The organism is Phytoactinopolyspora limicola (genome assembly GCF_011320225.1).
Taxonomy (GTDB): Bacteria; Actinomycetota; Actinomycetes; order Jiangellales; family Jiangellaceae; genus Phytoactinopolyspora; species Phytoactinopolyspora limicola.
Genome location: NZ_JAAOEN010000014.1, coordinates 91485 through 116740 on the forward strand (window position 1 = coordinate 91485; position 25256 = coordinate 116740).

The 25256-nt window shown below is 68.5% G+C and carries 19 protein-coding genes; 15 read left to right on the plus strand and 4 right to left on the minus strand.

The window, feature by feature from the left end; translation table 11 throughout:
- Nucleotides 1–33 precede the first annotated feature (33 nt).
- Nucleotides 34–3435: a S8 family peptidase gene (locus tag G8760_RS23750; RefSeq protein ID WP_166355323.1), complete on the minus strand. Its 3402-nt coding sequence runs from the start codon at nt 3433–3435 to the stop codon at nt 34–36.
- A 158-nt stretch (nt 3436–3593) separates the two neighbouring features.
- On the opposite strand from G8760_RS23750, the gene G8760_RS23755 reads away from it, so the two are divergent.
- Nucleotides 3594–4415 carry a serine hydrolase gene (locus tag G8760_RS23755; RefSeq protein ID WP_166355324.1) on the plus strand — a complete coding sequence of 274 codons (822 nt, stop codon included), beginning with the start codon at nt 3594–3596 and terminating at the stop codon, nt 4413–4415.
- Nucleotides 4416–4507: 92 nt separating this feature from the next.
- Nucleotides 4508–6091 (plus strand): N-acyl-D-amino-acid deacylase family protein, encoded by a 1584-nt coding sequence (locus G8760_RS23760; RefSeq protein ID WP_166355325.1) that lies wholly within the window; start codon nt 4508–4510, stop codon nt 6089–6091.
- Here the strand turns inward: G8760_RS23760 and G8760_RS23765 are convergent.
- On the minus strand, nt 6077–7351 hold the full coding sequence (locus G8760_RS23765; protein ID WP_166355326.1) for a CynX/NimT family MFS transporter: 1275 nt from the start codon (nt 7349–7351) through the stop codon (nt 6077–6079). The two genes, G8760_RS23760 and G8760_RS23765, sit on opposite strands and share 15 nt — an antisense overlap.
- Nucleotides 7352–7574: 223 nt before the next feature.
- Here G8760_RS23765 and G8760_RS23770 point away from each other — a divergent pair, with 223 nt between their 5' ends.
- The 3 genes from G8760_RS23770 to G8760_RS23780 all read left to right on the plus strand — a co-directional run bounded on the left by G8760_RS23770 (nt 7575) and on the right by G8760_RS23780 (nt 12787).
- Nucleotides 7575–9452, plus strand: a complete 1878-nt coding sequence (locus tag G8760_RS23770; protein WP_207782657.1) for a glycoside hydrolase family 3 protein — start codon at nt 7575–7577, stop codon at nt 9450–9452.
- Between the two features lie 41 nt (nt 9453–9493).
- Nucleotides 9494–10861 carry an exo-beta-N-acetylmuramidase NamZ family protein gene (locus tag G8760_RS23775; RefSeq protein ID WP_211199001.1) on the plus strand — a complete coding sequence of 456 codons (1368 nt, stop codon included), beginning with the start codon at nt 9494–9496 and terminating at the stop codon, nt 10859–10861.
- Nucleotides 10862–10957: 96 nt separating this feature from the next.
- Nucleotides 10958–12787, plus strand: coding sequence for a serine hydrolase domain-containing protein (locus G8760_RS23780; RefSeq protein ID WP_207782658.1), 1830 nt, complete (start codon nt 10958–10960; stop codon nt 12785–12787).
- Between the two features lie 118 nt (nt 12788–12905).
- On the opposite strand, the gene G8760_RS23785 is transcribed toward G8760_RS23780, so the two are convergent.
- The gene (locus tag G8760_RS23785; RefSeq protein ID WP_207782659.1) at nt 12906–13379 is read right to left on the minus strand and encodes a GNAT family N-acetyltransferase; all 474 of its coding nucleotides are present in this window, start codon (nt 13377–13379) and stop codon (nt 12906–12908) included.
- Between the two features lie 216 nt (nt 13380–13595).
- On the opposite strand from G8760_RS23785, the gene argC reads away from it, so the two are divergent.
- The 10 genes from argC (at nt 13596) to G8760_RS23835 (ending at nt 24157) form a co-directional block, all read left to right on the plus strand.
- Nucleotides 13596–14648: an N-acetyl-gamma-glutamyl-phosphate reductase gene (gene argC / locus G8760_RS23790; RefSeq protein ID WP_166355327.1), complete on the plus strand. Its 1053-nt coding sequence runs from the start codon at nt 13596–13598 to the stop codon at nt 14646–14648.
- A 168-nt stretch (nt 14649–14816) separates the two neighbouring features.
- Entirely contained in the window at nt 14817–15974 is a 1158-nt protein-coding gene (gene argJ / locus G8760_RS23795; RefSeq protein WP_166355328.1) for a bifunctional glutamate N-acetyltransferase/amino-acid acetyltransferase ArgJ, read from the plus strand.
- Nucleotides 15971–16858: an acetylglutamate kinase gene (argB, locus tag G8760_RS23800; RefSeq protein ID WP_166355329.1), complete on the plus strand. Its 888-nt coding sequence runs from the start codon at nt 15971–15973 to the stop codon at nt 16856–16858. The genes argJ and argB overlap by 4 nt, the downstream gene beginning before the upstream one ends.
- Nucleotides 16855–18129 carry an acetylornithine transaminase gene (locus G8760_RS23805; RefSeq protein ID WP_166355330.1) on the plus strand — a complete coding sequence of 425 codons (1275 nt, stop codon included), beginning with the start codon at nt 16855–16857 and terminating at the stop codon, nt 18127–18129. The genes argB and G8760_RS23805 overlap by 4 nt, the downstream gene beginning before the upstream one ends.
- Nucleotides 18130–18190: 61 nt before the next feature.
- A complete protein-coding gene (gene argF / locus G8760_RS23810) occupies nt 18191–19114 on the plus strand; it encodes an ornithine carbamoyltransferase (protein WP_166355331.1) in 924 nt (307 codons plus the stop codon).
- A complete protein-coding gene (locus G8760_RS23815; protein ID WP_166355332.1) occupies nt 19111–19656 on the plus strand; it encodes an arginine repressor in 546 nt (181 codons plus the stop codon). The genes argF and G8760_RS23815 overlap by 4 nt, the downstream gene beginning before the upstream one ends.
- Nucleotides 19657–19740: 84 nt before the next feature.
- A complete protein-coding gene (locus G8760_RS23820) occupies nt 19741–20946 on the plus strand; it encodes an argininosuccinate synthase (protein WP_166355333.1) in 1206 nt (401 codons plus the stop codon).
- A 146-nt stretch (nt 20947–21092) separates the two neighbouring features.
- Nucleotides 21093–22547 carry an argininosuccinate lyase gene (gene argH, locus G8760_RS23825; RefSeq protein ID WP_166355334.1) on the plus strand — a complete coding sequence of 485 codons (1455 nt, stop codon included), beginning with the start codon at nt 21093–21095 and terminating at the stop codon, nt 22545–22547.
- 66 nt (nt 22548–22613) lie between these two features.
- The gene (locus G8760_RS23830; protein ID WP_166355335.1) at nt 22614–23648 is read left to right on the plus strand and encodes a DNA polymerase IV; all 1035 of its coding nucleotides are present in this window, start codon (nt 22614–22616) and stop codon (nt 23646–23648) included.
- A 74-nt stretch (nt 23649–23722) separates the two neighbouring features.
- Nucleotides 23723–24157, plus strand: a complete 435-nt coding sequence (locus G8760_RS23835) for a nitroreductase family deazaflavin-dependent oxidoreductase (protein WP_166355336.1) — start codon at nt 23723–23725, stop codon at nt 24155–24157.
- A 24-nt stretch (nt 24158–24181) separates the two neighbouring features.
- Here the strand turns inward: G8760_RS23835 and G8760_RS23840 are convergent, their stop codons facing one another.
- Nucleotides 24182–24583, minus strand: a complete 402-nt coding sequence (locus G8760_RS23840) for a nuclear transport factor 2 family protein (protein WP_166355337.1) — start codon at nt 24581–24583, stop codon at nt 24182–24184.
- Nucleotides 24584–25256 lie beyond the last annotated feature (673 nt).

Consider the following 25256-nt stretch of genomic DNA (forward strand, 5'->3'; position numbering starts at 1 on the left):
CCGGGGGGAGTTGAGGGTGCACCCGGGGGAGGGCTAACGCAGCCCGTAGGCGCGGAGCACGGTCTGCTCCAGCTGGCTGCCGTCGGTCCCGGTGACGCTGGCCCGCAGCGACCCGAACTCGCTCCCGGCCGGGGGTGCCGGCAACCGGACCACGTAGCCGTCGCTGGCCGGCCGCACGCGGACGTCCTGCCAGACCGCGCCGTCGTCGAACGACACCTCCAGTTGGATGTCCTCGACCGCCGGGGCGGACCCGTCGGCCCGCTCCACGGTGAGCTCCAGGCGGAACGGACGCCGCGCCGGCGCCCGGCCGAGCAGGTCGACGTCGCCGCCGATCCGTAGGCCGAGGAACGGCATGGTCTCGAACGGCTCCGGCGGCCCACTCGTGAGTCGCCATGTCGCCTCGACCTCGGTGCCCAGCGTCGACCAACCGACCTCGCGGGTTTGCTGAGTGGTGATCTCATACGTGGCGACGTCGTCGGGGAAGGTGATGTCGTACACCCCTCCGCCCGGGTCTTCGCTGGTGCCGACCACCTCACCGTCGATGGCCAGGGTGGTCGTCGCGGTGTATCCGTCGTCGTCCGGTGGTGTGTAGGCGTAGTGCCCCGGCGACGACGACGCGAAGGGCGTCAGAGTTACCCAGAAGAACCCGAAAGCGACGTGTGGCCGGAGCACCGGACCGATCGGAGCGGCGTTCCACCGTTTCGGGTACCGCTTCCCAGCGTCAAGATCCGAAGGCAGGGCGGCGAACTCGACCGAGTCGCCGAACGCCAGCTGGGTCTCCCAGTGGACGGTGCCGGGTTCGGTGTAGAGGTCCAGTCGCTGCCCGGGCAGGTCCACGTCGTACTCCCATCGCACCCAGCCGATGTCGTCGACGATCGGCTCAGCCATCAGGGACGCGGGCAGGTTCACGTCGACGCCCTGCCCGTGCAGCGTGGTGTCCAGCCGAACCAGGTTGGTGTCGCGGACCCGGAACGTCGGATCGGCCGGAATCCGCCCTTCTTCGGTGAGGTGCAGGTTGTAGCCGCGGTCTGGCTGTCCCTTCTTCGCCGCTGGCGCCGCGAGCCCGGTCTGGTAGCCGAACGTGTACTCGTACGAGGTCACCTCCGGCGTCGGGGTCGCGTAGAGCTGCCCAGTGCCCCGGTTGGGGTCGTCGGGATCGGCTGATACGCCCCACTCGACGAGGAACGACTGGAGGAACGCGCGGCGCTGGCCGACCTGCCATGCGTTCGTGCTGTCCACCTGCACGCCGATGGTCTCGCCATCCCGCGCGTCGAGGGTGACCTCGGTGTCGCCGCGAAGCTCGAGTTCCGGCTGGGAGACGAGGGTGAGGCTGCTGGCCATCGGGTCGGTGACGTCTTCGGTGTAGATCGCCGTGGTGAGGTCGTAGCGGCCGGCCGGGAGCCGAACGGTGACCGGCTCGGCTGGCAGAGCGACATCGCGGAGCAGATCCGCGCCTATATCGCCGATGGTGGCCTCCGTGGCGGCCGGCTCGCCAGTGCGGTCGACGGCGTTGATGGTGAGGTTGTAGGACTCGACCTCTTGGACGACGCCGACGGGGGTGGTGACCGACACCGATCCGGTGTTGTCCGCAGCGGTGATCCAGCCGCTGTAGGCGCCGTCCGGTGCGCCGGTCGACGTGTCCGCGGTGATCTCGACGTCGGCCGTGGCGCCCGCGTTCACCGTGACCTGTTCGGCGTCGACGCTGATGATCCCGTCCGGGGCGGACCCGCCGTCGGGGCCGAGCAGTGTCATCGACAGATCCAGGGTGACGGCGTCGTCACCGGTGTTGTGGTACGTCAACGTCTCGGTGATGGGATCGTCGTCGCCATGTGGCCAGGCAACGAGCCCGAGACTCAGCGAGGCTGGAGCCGTGAACAGCTGTTGTCCCATCGCGCGGGCCGCGTCGACCCGGCCCGCCCCCTGCTGATAGGCGCCGTAGTCGGGGTGCGGCCGCGCACTACCGAGCAGCACCTGCCGGAGTTCGGTGGCGGCCCAGTCCGGGTGTTGCTGGGCCAGCAGTGCCGCGACGCCGGCCACGTGAGGTGCGGCCATCGACGTTCCGGAGAGCCGGGCGTAGTGCTCGTCGACGGCGGCTTCCTGGAGAGTCCCGGCGGCGCGGGCGGCGACGACCCCTTCGCCGGGTGCGGTCAGCTCCGGCTTGATGACCCCACCGCCGAGCCGGGGTCCGGTGTTGGAGAAGCGGCTCAGCACATCGGCGTCGTCGACGCTGCCGACGGCGAGCGCGTGATCGGCGGCGGCCGGGGTGGAGACCGTCGCGGGATCGAAGCACGGCATCGGCGCTGGGTGGTTGCCGGCCGCGACGACGAACAACGTGTCGTTCTGCTCGGTTAGGGCGTCGACGGCCTCGGACAACAGGTCGGAGCCGTCGGTAGCACAGCCGCCGAGGCTGAGGTTGACCACGTCGGCACCATGCTCGACGGCCCACTCCATGCCGGCGATGATCCACGAGTCGTACCCGCCGAACCAGTCCAGAACCTTGCCGATCAGCAGGTCGGCGTCCGGGGCGACCCCCGTGTAGCGGCCGTCCGCGGCGGTACCGCGCCCGGCCACGATCGACGCGACATGGGTGCCATGCCCCTCGTAGTCGATGGGGCCGTCGTCACTGAAGGTGAAGTCCTCGGCCTTGAGCACGGCGTCGGCCAGGTCCGGATGTTGTTCGTCGATGCCGGTGTCGAGGACCGCCACGGTCACCCCTGCGCCGGTGTATCCGGCGTCCCACACCTGAGGTGCGCCGATCCGCGGCACACTCCGGTCCAGTTGCGGGTGGACCCGCCCGTCGAGATGGACTTCAGCGATGCCGCTGGCGGCCGTGCCGATGCCGTCTCGTGCGCCGGCGAGTTCCGCCCAGAGGTCGCCGGTCGACTCGGCTGGGACGGTGACCGCGGCGGCGCCGATGCTGGGCAGCTCACGTTCGACGGCGACTCCGGCGCCTCGAAGGGTGTGGGTGGCGGCGCGTGGTGACCGCGGCGCCTCGTCGTACCGGATGATCAGGGGTAACCCGTCGGCCGACGGGTCGTCGTAGCCCTGCTCGATGAGTGTCGTCACGTCGAACAGGCGGGGGTCGAGCGTGCCCGCACCGACTGGTCCGAGGGCGTCGGCGGGGATCACCCGCAACCGGCCGTCGGTGGTCCGGCGCTGGGCGAACGGAATTCCGTCCCGTCCCGGACCTGGGGTGATGTCGACCGTTCGGGTGTCGTCGCCGTGGGTGGTGACGGTGACGACGTCCCCGGTGAGGAGGGTCACCGACGCCTGTGTGGGTGATCCGGCCGACGCGGGGCCGTCGACGGTGGTCACGGTCGGAGTGGGACCTTCAGGGTCCGCGGTGGCCGGGGTGGCGCCCAGCCCAGCGGTGGTGATCGCCATCGTCGTAGCGGCCGCCGTGACCGCGGCCATGGATCGTCGCCTGGTGCTCATCATCGGCCTCCAGCAAGAAATGATCGTCACTGGCTATGAGCGCCAAGTGCCGTGCTTCGTTGCATGCCGACCGGATCTTTCCGCGGTTGTCCGCCGTGGAGTGGGTGATCGTCGGTGTTGTACGGTGCGGTTCACCATCTGCTGTGTTGTGAGGAATGATGACGACGACGTGGGCGCCAGGCCCGGCCACCGCGCTGCGGGCCGAACTCGAGACACTCGCTACGACGAGTCCGGGGCGATGGGCTTTCGCGGTCCGGGAAAGCGGGCATCAGCTGGCCTCGGTCAACGGCGACACCGTGATGCCCGCGGCCAGCACCATCAAGGTGGCCCTGATGCTGTTCGTGCTGCGGGACATCGCGGTCGGCCGACGTTCGCTGGACGATGTGCTCGACGTACCCGACGTCCGGGCCGGTGGTGCTGGTGTGCTCAACGCGTTGCCGTCGGTGCGTCGGCTCCGGCTCGACGAGGTGGTCGAGCTGATGATCGTCGTGAGCGACAACACCGCGGCGAACATGATCATCGACCTGCTCGGAGCGCCGGCACTCGACAAACGCCTGGCCGAGCTGGGCACTACTCATACCCGGCTACAGCGGCGGCTGATGGACTTGGAGGCGGCCAAGACCGGCCTACGCAACGTCACTACCGCCGACGATCAAGCGCTGCTGCTGGATCGGCTCGTCGGACCGGGTCTGCTCCCGCCGGAGCTGCGCGAGCTCGCGTTGGGTGTGCTCGGCCGGCAGCAGTTCAACGACCGGATGCCGGCTCGGCTCGGGGCGGACGTCGTCTGCCGGCACAAGACCGGGGAGATCACTGGCGTCCGGCACGACGTCGGCGTTCTCGAGTTCGACGGCCGGCAGGTGGTGCTGGCCGCGCTCGGCAGCGAGTTGGACGACCCCGCGTCGCACGCCGAACGGCCGGGTCCCGCGGCCGACATCATCGCCGAGGCGGCGGCCACGGTGGTCCGCCTAGCCCGCACCTGACCCACCGCCCCCCTCCCGGTGATCATTGGCTTTTGACTACCGGATCCGGTAGTCAAAAGCCAATGATCACCGGGAAAAGACGAGAGGTGTATATGAGCGAGTACGATCTGGTCGTCCGAGGCGGCATGGTGGTGGACGGCACCGGAGCGGACCCGGTACTGGCCGACGTCGGGATCGGCGCCGGCACCATTCAAGAGGTCTCCGCCAGCCCGCTCCGGGCCCGCCAGATCGTCGACGCGGCTGGGCGGTGCGTCGCCCCGGGGTTCATCGACCTGCACTCCCACGCCGACTTCCGGATGGAGGGCTGGCCCGCCGCCAGCACCCAACTCCCACAGGGCGTCACCACGCTGCTCGGCGGCAACTGCGGGTTCTCCCCGTTTCCCATCAGCGACGTCGAGGAGATGAAAACCTCCACCGCGTTCTTCGAGCCAGAACTCAGCTGGCACTGGACTCACCACGACGGCTTCGCCGCCGCCGTCGACCGGGCCCGCCCGGCGGTCAACCTGGCGACCCAGGTCGGACACCAGGCGGTGCGGCTGGCGGTGATGAGCGGCGAGGAACGCCAGGCGAGCGACGACGAACTGGCCGCCATGGCGACGCTGCTGACCGAGGCCGCGGAGTCGGGAGCCCATGGGTTCTCCACGGGGCTGATCTACGCACCCGGTACCTACGCCGACGAGCGTGAGGTGCAGTACCTGGTCAGCGCCGCCACCCAGGCGGGTTTGTTGTACTCGACCCACATCCGCAACGAATCCGCGCGGCTGCGGGAGGCCGTCGAGGAGGCTATCCGGGTGGCCGAGAACGCCGGTGCCCGGTTGCAGATCTCCCACATCAAAGCCGCGGGCCAGCGGTTCCACGGCACGGTGTCGGCGGTGTTGGACCTCATCGATGACGCCGCCGAGCGTGGGGTCGACGTCGCGGGCGACGTCTATCCTTATGCGGCGTCGAGCACTACCCTCACCACCCGGCTGCCGACCTGGGCGATGGACGGTGGCCCGGAGGCTCTGCTGACCCGCCTCGCCGACCCGGCCCAGCGTGAGCGGATCGTCGCTGAACTACGACGACGGGACGGCGAGCACGCCGATGCCGCGAAGGTGATGCTCGCCGACTTGGGGCCGGGGCGGTATGAGAACGCCGCCGGCTCCAGCCTCGCCGATATCGCCACCCGCGACGGTATCGACGCCGCGGAGGCGACGCTGCGAGTGTTGGAGGAACACGCCGCCACGGTCACCGTCGTGATCCACGGCATGAGCGAGGACGACGTGGAAACGGTGTTACGACACCCGCGAGTAGCCGTCGCTAGCGACGGGTGGGTGCTCCGCGCCGAGGGGCCTGGACGTCCGCATCCGCGCAGTTTCGGCACCTTCCCGCGGGTGCTGGCCCGGTACGTCCGCGAGCGCGGCGTGTTATCGCTGCCCGAAGCGGTACGCAAGATGACGTCGCTGCCGGCATCCCGGCTGGGGTGGTCCGACCGGGGTGTCATCCGGGTGGGCGCGGTGGCCGACGTTGTCGTCTTCGATCCGGACAACGTAGCCGACCTCTCGACCTATACCGAGCCTTGGCAGTTGGCTACCGGTGTCGACGTCGTCCTGGTGGGTGGTGAGCTGGCCGTCAACGACGGCAAGCCGACCGGGGTCCACGCCGGCCAGGTGCTGCGACGATCACGGGGGCGGTGAGGTAGGGCCCGCGTCTTCCAGCATGCGGGGGCGGGCGGCGCGCAGCCCAGCGATCACCATGACGACGATCGACGCCGCCATGGTGGCGATCGGCACGGTCCACCCTCCGGTGACGTCGTGCAGCAGGCCGAAGACGAACGGTCCGACCATCGCCATGACGTACCCGGTGCATTGGGAGAATGCGGACAGGGCCGTCACGCCGGCGAGTGTCCGGGCGCGCAGACCGATCAACATGAGCATGAGCGGGAAGGTGCCTCCACCGATGCCGATCAGTACCGCCCAGGCCCACGCTCCTTCGGCCGGCCACATGATGAGGCCGCCGTATCCGACGAGGTAGAACCCTCCGAGCACCACCACGAGTGGTGGGATGCGCCGTTGCCGCCGGGCCAGCGCTGGCACCAGGATCGCCAGTGGAACGCCGGCGGCGACGAACACGGCGACGGCGCTGCCGGCGACGGCGAGATCCATGCCGGCATCGACGAGTATTTGCGACAACCATCCGGTTATCACATATGCCTGCATCGATTGCATGGCGAACAGCACGGCCATCCACCAGGCCACCGAGTTGTTCAGCAGGGAGCGTAGTTGGATCGCCGGCCCGGCTTGGTCGCGTGGGCGAGTATCGGGGCGGCGGATCAGCAGTGCCACCCATGGGATCAGTGCGAGTGCGGCGAGCAGGGTCCAACTGCCGAGCCCGGCTCGCCAGTCGGCGTCGAGGCCGCGGGCGATGGGTACGGTGAGCCCGGAGGCGGCGGTCGCCCCGCCCAGCAGGCAGGCCGTGTAGAGGCCGGTGATGGCCGGGACATGGCGGGGGAAGTGGGTCCGGACCAGGCCGGGCAGGAGGACGTTGCCCAGGGCCATGCCGGCCAGCGCCAGGATCGATCCGGCGAAGACCGCACCGACGTCGGGGATCAGCACGCGCACGAGTTGGCCGCACACCATGGCCGTCAGGGCCATGACGATGGTGCGCTGGGCACCGATGCGGGCGGCGATACTTGGCGCGGCCAGCCCGAAGACGACGAAGCAGAAGCCGGGGGTGGCGTTGAGGATGCCGGCCATGGTGGCCGAGAGTCCGAGGTCGTCGCGGATCGCCGGTATCACCGCGCCGAGGGCGTTGGCCGCTGGGCGTAGGTTGACGCTCATCAGGGCGATGGCCACGACGGGAAGGAACGCCGCGCGAATGGTTTGCCGGCGGCTGGTGCGACGGTCGACCGGCCCTGCTGCGGGTGGCTCGGAATCGGGCTCGGCGGCTGAGGTCACCGGATGATTGTCTCCTGCCGGTGGTCTCGATCTTCGCGCGCCACCCGGTGTGGTGGCTGGTGACACTGGCGGTGCTGACCACCATTGACCATTGGTCTACATGTAGGTAAGTTTCCTCATAGCTGCTAGCAGAGGTAGACCGTTAACAAGTCGACACCCGTTCGTCTATGCCACGGTTCTCCCGCTCCGGCCTGCCGGGGCGAGCATCCCTCGGAGGCAGCGCATGTCCGATGGCCGGTTACACCACCGTTCCTCCAGGCTCGCCCGGCTCGGCGCCGTCGCCCTCGCCGCACTCCTGGGTCTCGCCGGCACCGCCGTGGCCGCACCTAGCACTCGAGCCATCGACGCTGATGTCTCCCGCGGTATGGACGAACTCCACGCCGGGCCGACGTCCACCCACCGAACCACCAACCCCGCGGATCGGGTGCCACGCGGGTGGATCGTCAACCAGATCCGGCGAATGACGCTGGAGGAGAAGGTCGGCCAGCTGTTCGTCACCTACGCCTACGGCCCGACAGCCGATACGGTCGACCCACGTAACCGGGCCGTCCACGGCGTCGACACCGCTCGCGAACTCGTCGACCGGTACAAGCTTGGTGGAATCATCTACTTCGCCTGGTCTGGCAACGTCAACAATCCGGCGCAGATCGCCACCCTCTCCAACGGGCTGCAAGAGGCGGCGCTGAGCCAGCGGATGCCCGTGCCGCTGCTGATCTCCACCGATCAGGAGCAGGGCCTGGTCACCCGGATCGGTCCGCCGGCCACCCAGTTCCCGGGCGCAATGGCCCTCGGCGCCGGGCGCAGTGCCGCCGACGCCACCGACGCGGCGCGGATCACCGGTGCCGAGCTGCGCGCCATCGGCATCAACCAGAACTACGCCCCGGTGGCCGACGTCAACGTCAACCCGCGCAACCCGGTCATCGCGGTGCGTTCGTTCGCCGAGGACCCGCAGCTGGTGGCCGACCTCACCGTGGCGCAGGTGAGCGGCTACCGGCAGGCGAAGGTGGCCGCCACCGCGAAACATTTCCCCGGCCACGGGAACACCGCCACCGACAGTCACATCGGCGTGCCGATCATCCACCACACACTCGAGGAATGGCGGGAGATCGACGCACCCCCGTTCGAGGCGGCGGTGGCAGCCGGCATCGACGCCATCATGACCGCACACATCGTTGTACCGGCACTGGACCCGGCCGAGGACCCGGCCACGCTGTCGCACCCGATCGTGACCGGCCTCCTCCGCGATGAACTGGGTTACGACGGTGTCGTCGTCACCGACGCGCTGGACATGGCCGGGGTACGCCAGCATTACGGCGACGAGCGGGTTCCGGTGCTGGCGTTGCGGGCCGGTGTCGACATGCTGCTGATGCCACCGGACATCGACCTGGCGTACAACGCGGTGCTCGACGCGGTCCGGGCCGGGGAGCTCAGCGAACGGCGCATCGAGGAGTCCGTCTATCGGATCCTGCGCCTGAAGTACCAGCGTGGTCTGTACCGCGACCCGTTCGTCGACGTCGACCAGATCGACGACGTGGTGGGCACACCTGAGCATCTGACGCAGGCCCAGCGGATCTCCGATGCCACCACCACGCTGGTGGCCAACGACGCCGGCCTCCTCCCACTCGAACCGGGAGATCAGGACGTGTTCGTCACTGGCTGGGGAGTGGTGACCACACAGACCCTCGCCGCCGCGATCGGCCAACGGGGGCCGTCCACCGCCGTCCTCCAGACCGGCGTGAACCCGTCCCAGGCCGTCGTCGACGCCGCCGTCGCCCAGGCCCAAGGACGTGACATCGCCGTCGTGACCACCATGAACGCGTGGGCGCCGGCCCACCAAGGACAGCGTGACCTGGTACGGGCGCTGGCCGACACCGGGATACCCGTCGTGGTCGTCGCCGTTCGAGATGCCTACGACGTCGCGCACCTCCAGCCGGCGGACACCTACCTCGCAACGTACTCCCACGGCGGGGTCGCACTCGAGTCGGCCGCCCGCGTCATGTTCGCAGAGCGCTCACCGCGGGGGCAGTTGCCCGTGACCGTCCCGGTGGCCGGTGAGTCCGGCGCCGTCCTGTACCCCTTCGGTCACGGCCTGAGCTACTGACGCCACCGTCCGCAGCCCTCATCGACGAGGAGGAGACCACGATGCGACGTAGACACTTTCTGGCCGGTATCGGCGGCATCGGCGGTGGTCTCGTCGGCCTACCGCTGGCCGGCGGGATGGCCGTGGCCCAGGGAGCCGGACGAGGTGGCCCGCCCGGAGGAGGTGGCCCGCCCGGCCGCCCGCGTCTGGTCCGCACCGGTGTGGAGGAGCTGGCCAGGCGGGACTACGACCTCCTGGCGGGGCAGCGGGTGGGCATCATCTCGAACCCGACGGGGGTGCTGCCGGATCTCACCCATGAGGTCGACGACATGGTGCTGCGGGCCGGGGTCGACGTCGTGGCGGCGTTCGGGCCGGAACACGGGTTCCGCGGAAGTTCGCAGGCGGGTGAAGGAGAAGACTCCTTCATCGACCCGAAGACGGGGGTCCGGGTGTACGACGCCTACGCCAGCCTGCCCCCGAGCCAGATCGTGGTGCTGTTCGAGCAGGTCCGGGACGACGTGGGGTTGGACACCGTGGTGTTCGACATCCAAGACGTCGGTTCCCGTTTCTACACCTACATCTGGACGATGTACTGGTCGATGGTGGCGGCGGCACAACTCGGGCTGCGCTTCGTCGTCCTCGACCGGCCCAACCCCATCACCGGACGGCGCGCCATGGGCCCGGTGCTGAACTACCCCGACCAGGCGTCGTTCGTGGGGGAGCGGGAGATCAGCCAGCAGCATGGGATGACCGTCGGTGAGCTCGCCCAACTGTTCAATGCGGAGTTCCTGCCCGGTGTGGCCGGCAGCGGCGTCGACCTGGAGGTGGTCCCCCTGCGCGGTTGGTTCCGCGACATGTGGTTCGAGGAGACCGGCCTGCCTTGGGTGATGCCGTCGCCGAACATGCCAACGGTGGACACCGCCGCGGTGTACCCGGGCACCTGCCTGTTCGAGGCCGGCCACAGCACCGAGGGGGTAGCCGAGGGCCGCGGAACCACCCGGCCGTTCGAGCTGATCGGTGCCCCTCATGTCGACCACGCGTGGGAGGAGGCGTTGAACGCGCTGGACCTGCCGGGGGTGACGTTCCGGGAGGCGTACTTCAACCCGACTTTCTCGAAATACGCCGGCCAGGTCTGCGGTGGTGTACAGCTGTTCGTCACCGATCGCGACGTGTTCGACCCCATCCGCACCGCGGTGGCCATGTTGATCGAGGCACGTCGGCTACAGCCCGACGACATGCAGTTCTGGCGGCCCGGGAGCTCCGGTCGCCGGTGGATCGATCTCCTGACCGGCTCCACCTGGGTGCATACCGCGATCGAGGACGGCGCCAGTGTCGACGAGGTGGTGGCGGGCTGGCAGGACGACCTCGGGGCCTTCCGCGAAACCCGGCAGAAGTATCTGATCTACCACCGGCAGCGCGGCAAGCGCTGAAGGCAGTCGTGGAACACCCGTGGGAGCAGCGCCGGGAGCGCCAGGCTTCGGCGGTGCCACGTCGATGGTTCTTCGTGTGCCGAGAGGAGACACCAGGTGAACACGTCCAGACGAGAGTTCTTCCGCGGCGTGGGGGCGGGCGCCCTCGTGCTCACCGGGTTACCGGTCGCGAACCTGGGGGTCGCCGCCGGTGCCGCCACACCAGCGGGTGCAGCGGCGCGGACGGCCGCTGGCGGAGGCCATCGAGTTGGCCCGCCTACGGTGACCGCGGCCGACGTGGTCTTCGGGTCGCACACGTTGCGCTCCGGGGCGCCGGCTGACGTAGGACTGCTGGCCGATCACGTCGCCCGGATCACACCGAGTGTCGCCGCCTACCTCGAGACCACGCCGGAGAACCCGGCACACCCGATGTACGCCGGCGCGGCAGTGCTGGTCGCGAAGGACGGTGTGATCGTCGAACACCACGCCGTCGGGCATGCGCTGCGGTATGCCGACGGCGAGGGTTCCGAGCTGCCGCCGGACCAGTGGGTCGCCACGCGGAAGGACACGATCTTCGATCTCGCGTCGGTGACCAAACTGTTCTGCGCCATCGTTGTGTTGCAGCTGGTGGAGACGGAACACGTTGGGCTCGACGTACCGGTCGCGCGGTACATCCCGGAGTTCGCGGCCAACGGCAAAGGTGCCGTCACGACGCGGCATCTGCTCACCCACACCGCGGGGTTGCGGGCGTGGGCGCCGCTGTACTCGGAGTACTCGACGCCCGAGGAACGCGTCGCCGCGATCTACGCCGAGGAGCCGCAGGATCCTCCGGGCACCCGGTACGTGTACTCCGACCTGGGCCTGATCACGCTGGGCAAGCTCAGCGAACGGATCACGGGCACGACGTTGGACCGGCTGGTGGCCGAACGCATCACCGATCCGCTGGGGATGACCGACACCATGTACAACCCGCCGGATGAGTTGCGGCACCGGATCGCGGCCACCGAGGACATGCCCTGGACCGGCCGCGGGATCGTCCGCGGTGAGGTGCACGACGAGAACGCGTGGTCGCTGAATGGCGTCGCGGGGCACGCCGGGTTGTTCTCCACTACGGCCGATCTCGCCGTGTTCTGCCAGATGCTGCTGAACGGCGGTGAGTACGACGGGCACCGGATTCTGTCCGAGGACATCGTCCGGGAGGCGATCACCAACCAGAACGACGGGCTGCCGCCCGGCACCGAGGCGCGCCGCGGCCTCGGGTTCGAGCTGCACAAACCGTGGTACATGGCGTCGCTGGACTCTCCGGTGGCCTTCGGGCACACCGGGTTCACCGGCACGTCGCTGGTGATGGATCCCTTGTCCGGTACCTTCGCCGTGCTGCTCACCAATCGGGTGCACCCCGACCGCGGCTGGGGGAGCAATAATCTCGCCCGGCAGGCGGTGGCCCGGCATCTCGGCCGCGCGTTGCCGGTGCGGCCGGCCGTCGGGCCGTCGGCGTGGTATTCGCGCCAGCCGACCGCCACCACCCATCGTTTGACGGTGCCGCTGAGCCGGGCCGCCGGGTTCGGGCCGCGGCTGACCTTCCGGCTCTGGTACGACACCGAGGCCGGCTTCGACGTCGGTCGGCTGGAGGCGTCGAACGACGGCGGTGCGCAGTGGGAGCCGCTGGCCTTCGAGATGGAGGTGGGGCCGTACCGGTGGGCCAGCGACGGGACGTTCTCCGGGTTCCAAGGCCGCCAGTGGCTGCGCGCCTATGCCCAGCCTCCAGTCGGCACCACACACCTGCGGTGGACCTATACCGGCGAGCGGGCCACGCCGTCTCGCGGCCGCGGCGTCTACGTCGACGGCGTACGGGTGGCTGACCGCCTGGGCCTGTTGTTCAACGGAGAGCGCCGGGTAGACAGTGAGCGCGTCGTCTTGGCCGGCTGGGAAGAGTCGGACAACTAACCATCACCCGCCCGATTTGCCCGGAATTCTTATCGGTGATCGTTGGCGGTTTATTGCTGTAAACCCGGGTGGGTAAACGGATTTACTTGGCGGATTTACAGCAATAAACCGCCAACGATCACCCGGGAGAGGGCGGGGTTCCGGGTGCGTGGATCGTGAACAGCAACTCCGGCCGGTCCCATGGCACCGCCGGTGGTCGCGCCGCAACGGTGCCGATGCGCTCGGCGCCCAGCCGGCGGTAGAACATCTCGGCCGGTGGGTGTGACACCACGCGGACGCTGGTGAGCCCGGCCGCCGCGGCCCGGGTGGCCATGTGTTCGATGAGCTTGCGACCGAGCCCGGTGCCCTGGGCGTCGTCGGCGACGAACGCCAAGTCCAGTTCGGGTGGATCGAGGACCAAGGCGTAGAACCCGAGCAGCCGCTGGTCGGCGCCGGTGATCACGTACACCTCGTGCCGGGTGATGTAGTCCGGGGCAACTCGATAGTTCCACAGGATCGCGGCGTAGTGGCCGGCGTAGGCGCTGGAGGAGTGGATGAGAGCGGTCATCCGTTTCGCATCGTTCTCCGTCGCTCGCCTGATGGTGGTGTCCACGCTGGTCAGTGTAGGACCGAACTCGGCAGACGCTCATGTCTTCCCCCGCCAGCCCCGCCAGCCCCTCCGTCCGGCCCGTCCGCCCACCTCCATCCGCACTTCGCTACCGCCAGATGGTCTTCGCGGGCTTCGGGGCGCCCTTTTCGCCACCTGGCGGTAGCGAAGTGGGGGAGACTGAATAGCGGATTGCATGATCATGCGCAGTCGTGCATACTCATGTACATGGTCACGACAGTCGCCGTCGCCGGCGCCAGCGGGTATGCCGGCGGTGAGTTGCTGCGCCTCTTCGCCGCCCATCCGGAGGTCGAGGTCGGCGCGGTCACCGCACACTCGAGTGCGGGCGACCGCCTCGGGCAGCACCACCCGCAGCTTGTTCAGCTGGCCGACCGTGTCCTGGAGCCCACCACTCCAGAAACGCTGGCCGGGCACGACGTCGTCGCCCTCGCGCTGCCGCACGGTGCGAGCGCCGAGCTGGCCGCCCAGTTACCCGGCGATACGCTGGTACTGGACTGCGGCGCCGATCATCGGCTGACCGACCCGGCCGCCTGGAAGCAGTTCTACGGCACCGACCATGCCGGTAGCTGGCCGTACGGGCTGCCGGAACTGGTCCACGCCGACGGCACCAAACAGCGCGACCACCTCGCCGGAACCCGGCGCGTGGCGGTACCCGGCTGCAACGTCACCGCCGTGACTCTCGCGCTCGCGCCCGGCCTGGCGATGCGGGTGGTCCAGCCGGAAGACATCGTCGCCGTGCTGGCCAACGGTCCGTCCGGTGCCGGGAAATCGCTGAAGACGCACATGCTGGCCAGCGAGATCCTGGGGGCCGCGAGCCCGTACGCGGTGGGTGGCAGCCATCGGCACGTCCCCGAGATCGAGCAGAACCTCGCACTCTCCGCGGGTGTCGCCGTCAGCCTCTCTTTCACCCCCACCCTCGTGCCGATGAGCCGCGGCATCCTCGCCACGGTCACCGCTCGGCTCACCCCCGGGACCTCGGCGAGTGCCGTCCGAGATGCCTGGGTCAGGGCCTACGACGACGAGCCGTTCGTACATCTCCTACCGGACGGACAGTGGCCCACTACCGCGGCCACCCTTGGTGCGAACACCGCGCACGTGCAGGTCACCGTCGACGAACGGGCCGGGCGGGTCGTCGCCGTCGTCGCCATCGACAACCTCACGAAGGGGACCGCCGGCGCCGCCGTACAGTGCGCCAATCTGGCCCTGGGCTGGTCGGAGACGTTGGGTTTACCGGTGACGGGGGTGGCGCCGTGAGCACGGATAGCGCTGTCAGCGCAGGTGGCGCCGGGATGGGGACGGGCGCAACGACGACGGGCCCAGGGTGGGCTGCGGTAGCGCGGACGGCCGCGATGTGGAAACGGCGACGATGCGACGACACCGCCGTACCGCCCACAACGTCCGTGTTCTGAAGAAGGAGCATCCATGTCTGTCACCGCAGCGGCCGGATTCCGGGCCGCCGGTGTGGCCGCCGGTCTGAAGCCTAGCGGCAAACCCGACGTCGCCCTCGTCGTCAACGACGGTCCACGGCGCGAGGCAGCCGCCGTGTTCACCACCAACCGGTGCAAAGCCAACCCAGTGCTGTGGAGCGAGCGCACCATCACCGATGGCAGGCTGGACGCCGTCGTGCTGAACTCCGGCGGCGCGAACTGCTACAACGGCCCGGAAGGTTTCCAGGTCACCCACGCCAGCGCCGAGCTGGTCGCCGATCTGATCGGTGGTGGTGCGTTCGACGTCGCGGTCTGCTCAACCGGCCTGATCGGGCAGCCGCTGGATCGCCCACTGGTGGAAGCCGGTATCCGCGCAGCACACAGCGCGCTCGACGCCGACGGTGGAGCCGACGCGGCGGTCGCCATCATGACGACGGACTCCCGGTCCAAGGAGGCGGTCACCAGCACCAACGGCTGGACCGTTGGTGGTATGGCCAAGGGGGCCGGGATGCTGGCGCCGAGCCTGGCCACCATGCTGGTGGTCCTCACCACCGACGCCGTGGCCGATGCCGGCACCCTCGACGCGGCGCTGCGACAGGCCACCCGGACGACGTTCGACCGGCTCGACAGCGACGGCTGTATGTCCACCAACGACACCGTGCTCCTCATGGCCAGCGGCGCCTCCGGGGTAGAACCGGGCCCGGAGGAGCTGGCCGCCGCGGTGACCGCGGTCTGTGCCGACCTGACCCAACAGTTGTGGACCGATGCCGAAGGTGCCCACCACGACATCGAGATCGCGGTGACCGGTGCGGCCAGCGAGGACGACGCGGTGAACGTGGGCCGTGCGATCGCCCGGAGCAACCTGTTCAAGGCCGCGGTGTTCGGCAACGATCCCAACTGGGGTCGTGCCTTGGCCGCCGTAGGGACGACGGACGCCGCGTTCGAGCCACATGACATCGACATCACGATCAACGGGGTACAGGTGTGCAAGGCAGGCGGAACGCAGGTGGCACAGCCGGCCGACGCCGTCGACATGTCCGGCCGGCACGTGCTGGTGGAGGTAGGGCTGGGCGCAGGGTCGGCCGTGGCTACCGTGCTCACCAGCGATCTCACCCATGACTACGTCCACGAGAACTCGGCGTACTCGACATGAGCGCGCCGGTGGAACACCATGAGGCGCTGGCGAAGGCTGGTGTCCTGATCGAGGCGCTGCCGTGGATGAAGCGGTTCCACGGCAAGATCGTCGTCATCAAATACGGCGGTAACGCCATGGTGGACGAGAAGCTCAAGAGGGCGTTCGCCGACGACATCATCTTCCTCCGGCTGGCCGGTCTCAAACCGGTGGTGGTGCACGGTGGCGGCCCGCAGATCTCGGCCATGTTGACCAAACTCGACATCACTAGCGAGTTCCGCGGCGGGCTGCGGGTCACTACACCAGAAGCGATGGATGTGGTCCGTATGGTGCTGGTGGGGCAGGTCGGCCGGGAACTGGTCGGCCTGGTCAACACCCATGGCCCGTTCGCGGTGGGCCTCTCCGGTGAGGACGCCGGGCTGTTCACCGCGGAGCGTCAAGCGGCGATCGTGGATGGCGAAGAAGTCGACATCGGACTGGTTGGGGATGTGGCGCGGGTCAACGCCGACGCCGTCCTCGACCTGATCGAGGCCGGCCGGATCCCCGTGGTCTCCTCGGTGGCGCCGGACGTCGACGGCGTAGTACACAACGTCAACGCGGACACCGCGGCAGCGGCCCTGGCGGTCGAGCTCGGAGCGGAGAAACTTGTGGTCCTGACCGACGTAGAGGGGCTCTACCGGGACTGGCCGAACTCCACCGACATCGTCAAAGAGATGACCGCGGCCGAGCTGGCCGAGCTGGTGCCGACTCTGGACGCCGGAATGGTGCCGAAGATGCGGGCGTGTCTGCGGGCTGTCCAAGGTGGCGTGCCGGAGGCGACGGTGATCGACGGTCGGCTGCCGAACTCGCTGCTACTTGAGGTCTTCACCGACGAGGGAGTGGGAACGATGGTGGTGCCGTCATGACGCAGCACGGCGAGTTGTCAGTGGCGGCCGACGCGTCGGCGCTGGCGGCGGAGTTGTCCGGCCTGACAGGTGCGGGGACGGCCAACGACGGGTGGCTGGAACGCTACGGCCAGACGCTGATGAACACCTTCGGCCAGCCGCAGAAGGTGCTGGTGCGAGGTGAGGGCTGCTACGTCTGGGACGCTGACGGCCGTCGTTACCTGGATCTTCTCGGTGGGCTGGCGGTGAATGCCCTGGGACACGCCCATCCGCTGCTGGTGTCCACGGTGACCGCCCAGCTGGCGACCCTGGGCCACGTGTCCAACTTCTTCGCGTCGGCGCCACAGATCGCCCTGGCCGAGCGGCTCCTAGACCTGCTGCGCGCGGATACGGAATCGACGCCGGGCAAGGTGTTCTTCACCAACTCCGGAACGGAAGCCAACGAAGCCGCTTTCAAGATCGCCCGACGCACCGGCCGCCCTACCGTGATCGCCGTCGACGGTGGATTCCACGGCCGCAGTATGGGTGCCCTAGCGTTGACCGGGAAGCCGTCCATCCGCGAACCGTTCGAGCCGTTGCCCGGTGGTGTCGTCCATGTGCCGTTCGGCGACGTGGAAGCGCTACGTTCGGCTGTCGACGAACACACCGCGGCGGTGTTCCTGGAACCCGTGCAAGGAGAGGCGGGCGTCCGACCGCTGCCGCCCGGTTACCTGGCCGCCGCGCGGGAGATCACCGAACACCACGGGGCCTTGCTGGTGATCGACGAGGTGCAGACCGGTATTGGCCGGACGGGGGAGTGGTTCGCCCACCACGCCGACGGCGTCACGCCGGACGTTGTGACAGTCGCCAAAGGTTTAGGTGGCGGGTTCCCGGTGGGTGCGTGTATCGGCCTCGGGCGGGCGGCGGATCTTCTCGGCCCCGGCTCACACGGCACGACGTTCGGCGGCAACCCGGTCGCGGCGGCAGCCGGACTGGCTGTGCTGCACGCTATCGAACGCGATGAGCTCCTCGTCAACGTCCGCGCCGTGGGCACTCACCTCGTCGACGGTATCCGAGGGCTGGGTCACCCGCTGGTGAGCGGCGTGCGTGGTCGAGGCCTGCTCCTGGGGATCGGGCTGACGTCGCCGGTGGCCGCACAGGTGGCGGCCGCGGCCCTGGCGGCCGGTTTCATCGTCAATCCCGTCGCACCGGATGCGATTCGTTTGGCGCCGCCGCTGATCCTCACCGTCGACCAGGCCGATGAGTTCCTCTCCGCCTTACCGACGCTGCTCGACGTCCGGGAGCCGGTATGACCACCCACCCCACTCTCTCCGGCCGGACAACTCGCCAATGCCAGACGTGGAAGGAGGCGTGATGGTTCGGCACTTCCTCGCCGACGACGATCTCGCACCAGCCGAACTGACCGAGGTCCTCGACCTCGCCGACGAGATCAAGGCGGACCGGTTCGCCCACCGTCCCCTCGAGGGGCCACGAGCCGTCGCCGTCATCTTCGACAAACACTCCACCCGCACCCGGGTGTCGTTCAGCGTCGGCATCGCCGAACTGGGTGGGTATCCGCTCGTCATCGACGCCCAGACGTCGCAGATGGGACGAGGCGAGCCGATCGAGGACACCGCCCGGGTGCTCGACCGGCAGTGCGCGGCGATCGTCTGGCGCACGTTCGAGCAGACCCGGCTGCAGGCGATGGCGGCGGCGTCGTCGGTGCCCGTCGTCAACGCGCTCACCGATCTGTATCACCCGTGTCAGCTGTTGGCAGATCTGCAGACGGTGCGGGAACGTCGGGGAACGTTGGCCGGCCTGACTCTGACCTACGCCGGCGATGGTGCGAACAACATGGCCCACTCCTATCTGCTGGCCGGGGCGAACGCCGGTATGCACGTGCGGATCGCCGCACCGTCGGACTACGCGCCGGATGCCGCCGTGTTGGCTCGTGCGGCCGAGTTGGCCACACGGACCGGTGGTTCGGTCGCTCATGTCGTCGACCCCTTCGATGCGTTCACCGGCGCTGACGTGCTCGCCACGGATACCTGGGTGTCGATGGGCCAGGAGGGAGAGGCGGAGGACCGGGAGGCGCCGTTCGTGCCGTACGCGCTGACCGCGAAGGCGGTGGCCGCTGCCGCGGCGGACGTCGTCGTGCTGCATTGCCTGCCGGCGTATCGGGGTAAGGAGATCGCCGCGGACGTCATCGATGGTCCGGCCAGCGCCGTGTGGGACGAGGCTGAGAACCGGTTGCATGCGCAGAAGGCGCTGCTCACCTGGTTGGTGCGGCGACGATGACCCCGCCGACGACGCGTGCGGCGCGGCATGCCCGGATCGTCGAAATCCTGGCGCAGATTCCGGTGCGTTCGCAGACGGAGCTGGCCGATCGGCTGGCGGACAGCGCCATCGAGGTGACTCAGGGCACGCTCTCTCGCGATCTCGACGAGTTGGGCGCGGTGAAGATCCGCAACTCGCAGGGTTGGCTGGTCTACGCGCTGCCCTCCGAGGGTGGCGATCCGACGCCGCGGGCGGCTGAGGAGGGCGCTGTCGACGCCCGGCTGGTCCGGGTGTGTGAGGAGATCCTGACCTCGGCACGCAGTTCGGCGAACCTCGTTGTGTTGCGTACCCCGCCGGGTGCGGCCCAGTACCTGGCGTCGGCTATCGACCACGCCGCGCGGCCGGAGCTGCTCGGCACGATCGCCGGGGACGACACCGTCTTGGTGATCACCGCGGATCCGGCGGGCGGTGAACGGGTGGCCGCGTGGTTCCTGGCGTTGGCCGAAGGGCGGGTCCCGGCGCCGTCGGCGCCCCATGGCGTCCGCTCGCCCAGCACGGACTGACGCCGCCGTGCGTCGTGGCGGTGTCTGTCGTCGGCTCCACCCACCACAAACCGACCTATCGACTTCACTTATTGGGAGCCCGTTATGACCACCACTGAACGGATCGTTCTTGCATACTCCGGTGGCCTCGACACGTCGGTGGCTATCGGCTGGATCGCCGAGGCCACCGGTGCCGAGGTGATCGCTGTCGCCGTCGACGTCGGGCAGGGCGGCGAGGACCTCGAAACCATCCACAAGCGGGCGCTGGCCTGTGGCGCGGTCGAGGCGTACGTCGTCGACGCACGCGACGAGTTCGCCGACGAATACTGTCTGCCGGCGCTGAAAGCCAACGCCCTGTACATGGATCGCTACCCATTGGTGTCCGCGTTGTCGCGGCCGGTGATCGTCAAACATCTGGTGCGGGCGGCCGAACTGCACGGAGCGACGACGGTGGCCCACGGATGCACCGGCAAGGGAAACGATCAGGTGCGGTTCGAGGTCGGCATCACCGCGCTGGCGCCGGAGCTGAGGTGTATCGCCCCGGTTCGAGATCTGGCATTAACCCGGGAGAAGGCGATCGAGTACGCCGAGACACACGAGCTGCCGATCGAGACGACGAAATCCAACCCGTTCTCGATCGACCAGAACGTGTGGGGCCGGGCCGTCGAGACCGGTTTCTTGGAGGACATCTGGAACTCGCCAACCGAGGCGGTCTACACCTATACGCAGAACCCGGCGACCCCCCGTGACCCGGAGGAGGTCGTCATCACCTTCGACGCCGGCCGCCCCGTCGCCATCGACGGTGAGACGGTCACCATGCTGCAGGCGATCGAGCTGCTCAACCAGCGCGCCGGTGCGCAGGGGGTGGGCCGGCTGGATATGGTGGAGGACCGGCTGGTGGGGATCAAGAGCCGTGAGGTGTACGAGGCCCCTGGCGCGCTCGCGCTGATCACCGCGCACCAAGAGTTGGAGAACGTCACCGTCGAGCGGGAGCTGGCCCGGTTCAAGCGGATAGTGGACCAGCGGTGGGGTGAGCTCGTGTACGACGGATTGTGGTCGTCGCCGCTGAAGAAGGCGCTGGACGGGTTCATCGCCGACGCGAACGCACACGTGTCCGGGGAGGTGCGGATGACGTTGCACGGCGGCCGGGCCGTCGTCACCGGGCGGCGATCCGAGCAGAGCCTCTACGATTTCGGGCTGGCGACGTACGACACTGGCGACACGTTCGACCAGTCGTACGCCAAGGGTTTCATCGAGCTGTTCGGCCTGCCGACCAAGCTTGCCGCGGTCCGCGATCACAAGAACGCCTGAGCCCGTGATCATCAGCGGATTCGTGCCCACCCTCCCGGTGATCGTGAGCAGATTCGCGTCGCTATAGCGACCGGATCCCGCAGACGATCACGGGAGGGGAAGGCGCGAAACGGCAGACGATCATGGAGAAGGAGAAGAGGAGACAGATGTCTGAGGCGGAGCAGCCAGGGCAGTCGGACGAGCCGGTGAGCCTGTGGGGCGGCCGGTTCGGCGGAGGGCCGGCGGCCGCGCTGGCGGCGTTGTCCAAGTCGACACACTTCGACTGGCGGCTGGCACCTCAGGACGTCGCCGGGTCCAAGGCCCACGCGAACGTCCTGCATCGGGCCGGCCTGCTCAGCGACGACGAGCTGGCGGCCATGATCCGCGGCCTGGACCGGCTCGCCGCCGACGTCACATCGGGTGAGTTCCTCCCGGCACCGGACGACGAAGACGTCCACACCGCCCTCGAACGTGGGCTGATCGAGCGTGTGGGCCCAGAGGTGGGTGGCAAGCTGCGTGCTGGGCGTTCCCGCAACGACCAGGTGGCAACCCTGTTCCGGATGTACCTGCGCGACGCCGCGCGGTTGGTGGCCGGCCAGGTACTGGACGTCGTCGACGTGCTGGTCGCACATGCGGATACCCATCTGGGGGTCGCCATGCCCGGCCGCACCCATCTGCAACACGCGCAACCGGTGTTGCTCTCCCACCACCTGCTCGCCCATGCGTGGGCTCTGGTGCGTGACGTGGACCGGCTGCGCGACTGGGACCGCCGGACCGATCAATCCCCGTACGGTTCTGGTGCGTTGGCGGGGTCGTCACTGGGTTTGGACCCGGAATTCGTCGCCCACGAATTGGGATTCTCCAGCGCGGTGGAGAACTCGATCGACGGCACGGCGTCGCGGGACTTCGTGGCGGAGATGGCGTTCGTCCTCGCCATGATCGGCGTCGACATCTCGCGGCTGGCCGAAGAGATCATCCTGTGGGCCACGAAGGAATTCTCGTTCGTCGAGCTCGACGACGCCTGGGCCACCGGTTCGTCGATCATGCCGCAGAAGAAGAATCCCGACGTCGCCGAGTTGGCCCGGGGGAAGGCCGGCCGGTTGGTGGGCAACCTGTCCGGGCTGCTGACGACGCTGAAGGCGCTGCCGCTGGCATACAACCGCGACCTACAGGAAGACAAGGAACCGGTCTTCGACTCCGTCGACTCGCTGATGGTGCTGCTGCCCGCGTTCACCGGCATGGTGGCGACGCTGCGGTTCAACGTTGCCCGCCTGGAGGAGCTGGCGCCGCAGGGATTCTCGCTGGCTACCGATGTGGCGGAGTGGCTGGTCCGGCAGGGAGTGACGTTCCGCGAGGCCCATGAGATCGCCGGCGCCTGTGTACGAGTGTGCGAGGAGCGCGGTATCGAGCTGTGGGATCTGGGTGACGACGAACTGGCGGCAGTGTCCGAACACCTCACGCCACAGGTGCGGGAGGTCCTCAGTGTGCCGGGGGCGCTGGCGTCCCGGTCAGCCAAGGGCGGTACCGCGCCGGACCGCGTGCGTGATCAAATTTCCGCCATCCGGGCCGAGGTCAGCGCCGGCCGTGGGTTCGGCAGCCCCGTGCGCTGCCCCTCCCGGTGATCATTGGCTTTTGACTACCGAATGCGGTAGTCAAAAGCCAATGATCACCGGGAGCAGGGCCGTCCCATGAGGTGGGTCCTCCACGTCGACCTGGATCAGTTTCTCGCCGCGGTCGAGATCCTGCGCCGTCCGGAGCTGCGCGGCCGGCCGGTTGTTGTTGGTGGCGACGGTGACCCCACCAAGCGAGGGGTCGTCAGCACGGCGTCATATGAAGCTCGCGAGTACGGTGTCCATTCGGGCATCCCCTTGCGCCTGGCCGCGCGTCGTTGCCCGGAGGCGGTGTTCCTCCCCGTCGACCGCGAAACCTACGAGGCCGTCTCGGCCGAGGTGATGACCGTCCTACGCGAGTTCGGCGTGGTTGAGGTGCTCGGCTGGGACGAAGCGTTCGTCGAGCTGACGAACGACGACGCCCCCGAATCGACGGCCCGTCGTATCCAGCACCGCGTCCGGGCTCGGACTCAGCTCGACTGTTCGGTCGGTATCGGCCAGAACCGGCTGCACGCCAAGCTGGCCACCGGCTACGGCAAACCCGCCGGGGTGTTCCGGCTGACGTATCAGACCTGGTTCGACGTCTTGGGTGACCAGCCGACGGATGCCGTGTGGGGAATCGGGCGCAAGACGGCCACGAAGCTGGCGGCGCTTGGTATCACGACGGTGCGTGAGCTCGCGGCCGCCGACCCCGGCGAGCTGGCTGCCACCTTCGGCCCGCGCACCGGGCCATGGCTGGTCCAGATCGGCCAGGGGAGGGCGGGATCCCGGGTCTCGGGGGAGCCACACCAGGCCCGTTCGCACGGGCGAGAGGTGACGTTTCAGGAGGACATCACCGACTGGGAGGAGGTGCGTGAGCAGGTGGCCAGACTGGCCGGCCGGGTGGCGGAGGACGTCGCCGATACCGGACGGCCGGTGGTGCGCATCGTCGTGAAGGTGCGATACGCGCCGTTCTTCACCTACACCCACGGTGTGACCATGCCAGAACCCGGAACCTCCGCGGGTGCCATCGAGCAGGCGGCGTCCGCGGCCCTCGAGAAGTTCACCGACCGTCGTCCGGTGCGCCTGTTAGGGGTGCGTGCTGAGCTGGCCAGGCCATCTTCGCTACGGTGAGCACCTGAACCGCCGGGGCGACGTCCAACCGGTTGGGTGCTGGCCGGTGTGCCCCGGATCGTAGACTCGGGACGATGCGCGACACCACAGCTCGCCGGCTCTCCAGACTGCACAGTTGGCTGTATCGGCTCACCGGCGGTCGCGTTGGACGGCGGCTGGTGAACAACGACATGTTGCTGCTCACCACCCGGGGGCGCACAACCGGCAAGCCACACACCGTCCCGTTGCTCTATCTGCTCGATGGCGACACACCCGTGGTGATCGCGTCGTGGGGTGGTCGTCCTGAACACCCGGAGTGGTTCAAGAACTTGCAGGTCGAGCCAAGCGCGCTCGTGCAGGTGCGGTCGAAGGTGTGGCGAGTCCGGGCGAGGGTGGCCGATGCGGACGAGCGCGCCGCATGGTGGCCGCGGGTGCTGGCCGCTTACCACGGGTATCGGACCTATGAGCTGAACACGGATCGGGTGATTCCCGTCGTGTTTCTCGAGGCGACCGAGGAACGTCCGTCGTAGCCGGGCGTTCGTGAACCTGCGTCGTCAGGCGCCACCTGATGTGCCGCAGGCGTCGGCGATGGCGTTGGTGTCCCAGTAGAACGGACGTACCTCGGTGATCTGGCCGTGGTCGAGAGTGATGGTCTGCAGAATCGGAAAGGTCAGCTCCCGGCCGGTGGCGCGGGCCCGTGTCCGGACCTGAGTCAGCACCACGGTCGTCTCGCCGGTCACGAGAAACCGCTGGTCGGTGAAGTCGAACTGCTCCCACGTCTCCGCCATCGCCAGCATGTTGCCCTCGATGCCCGCGTGTCCGCGCCACACCCCGCCGTAGGGCAGTGCGTCGGCCTGATACAACACCACGTCGGTTGTGAAGTGCGGGGCCAGGAGGCCGAAGTCGGCCTTGCCCGGGCCGCCGGCGGCCAGGAACGTGGCCCCGGCCTCGTACATGGCCGCTCCGGAAGGGGGTGACCGGCGTCTATTGGACGTGGAGTTGGAGCCGGCTCGGTATATGTCGCTGGTTGGGGGATGGGCACGAGCGCGGCGCCCGTCGGAGCTCGTGGTGGGCCCGCGGATGGGTCTGGAACTGGCACATCGGGAGGTGATCGACTCCTATTCGACCAGCGATGTCGGTGATGTCCGGCGACGCGTCCAGGCGATTTGACGTTGGCCCGGAGTTGGTCGTAAGTTTCTCTTCGGCCCGCGGGGCGCGGGACACCTGAGATGGTGGCCGGCCCGTGGAAGCCAACCCGCCTGATGACCTTCTGAGTGGCACACGAGTGCCGTCTTGGAGGACGTCACGCGGACCTCGCCCGAAGGTGACAAGGACTTGCTCCGAGGCGCCGGGCGTTGTAAGCTAGAACGGTTGTCCCGATCGAGGATCGCAAGATCTTCATCTCGGCGATTCGGACTCAGATCCGAATTTGACGCGAATAACCGGGAAAACCTAAGATAGAAACCAAGCGCCCCGGGCGAATCTCGAAAGAGATGAGCAAGGATTGCGTCCGATTCTTGAGAACTCAACAGCGTGCCATAATAATTGTCGATGCCAATTTAACCCCCGTTCCGCGGTGGTTGTGTCGTGTGTATGCGCGGCATGGTTGATCGTGGTTTCGGGATTCCT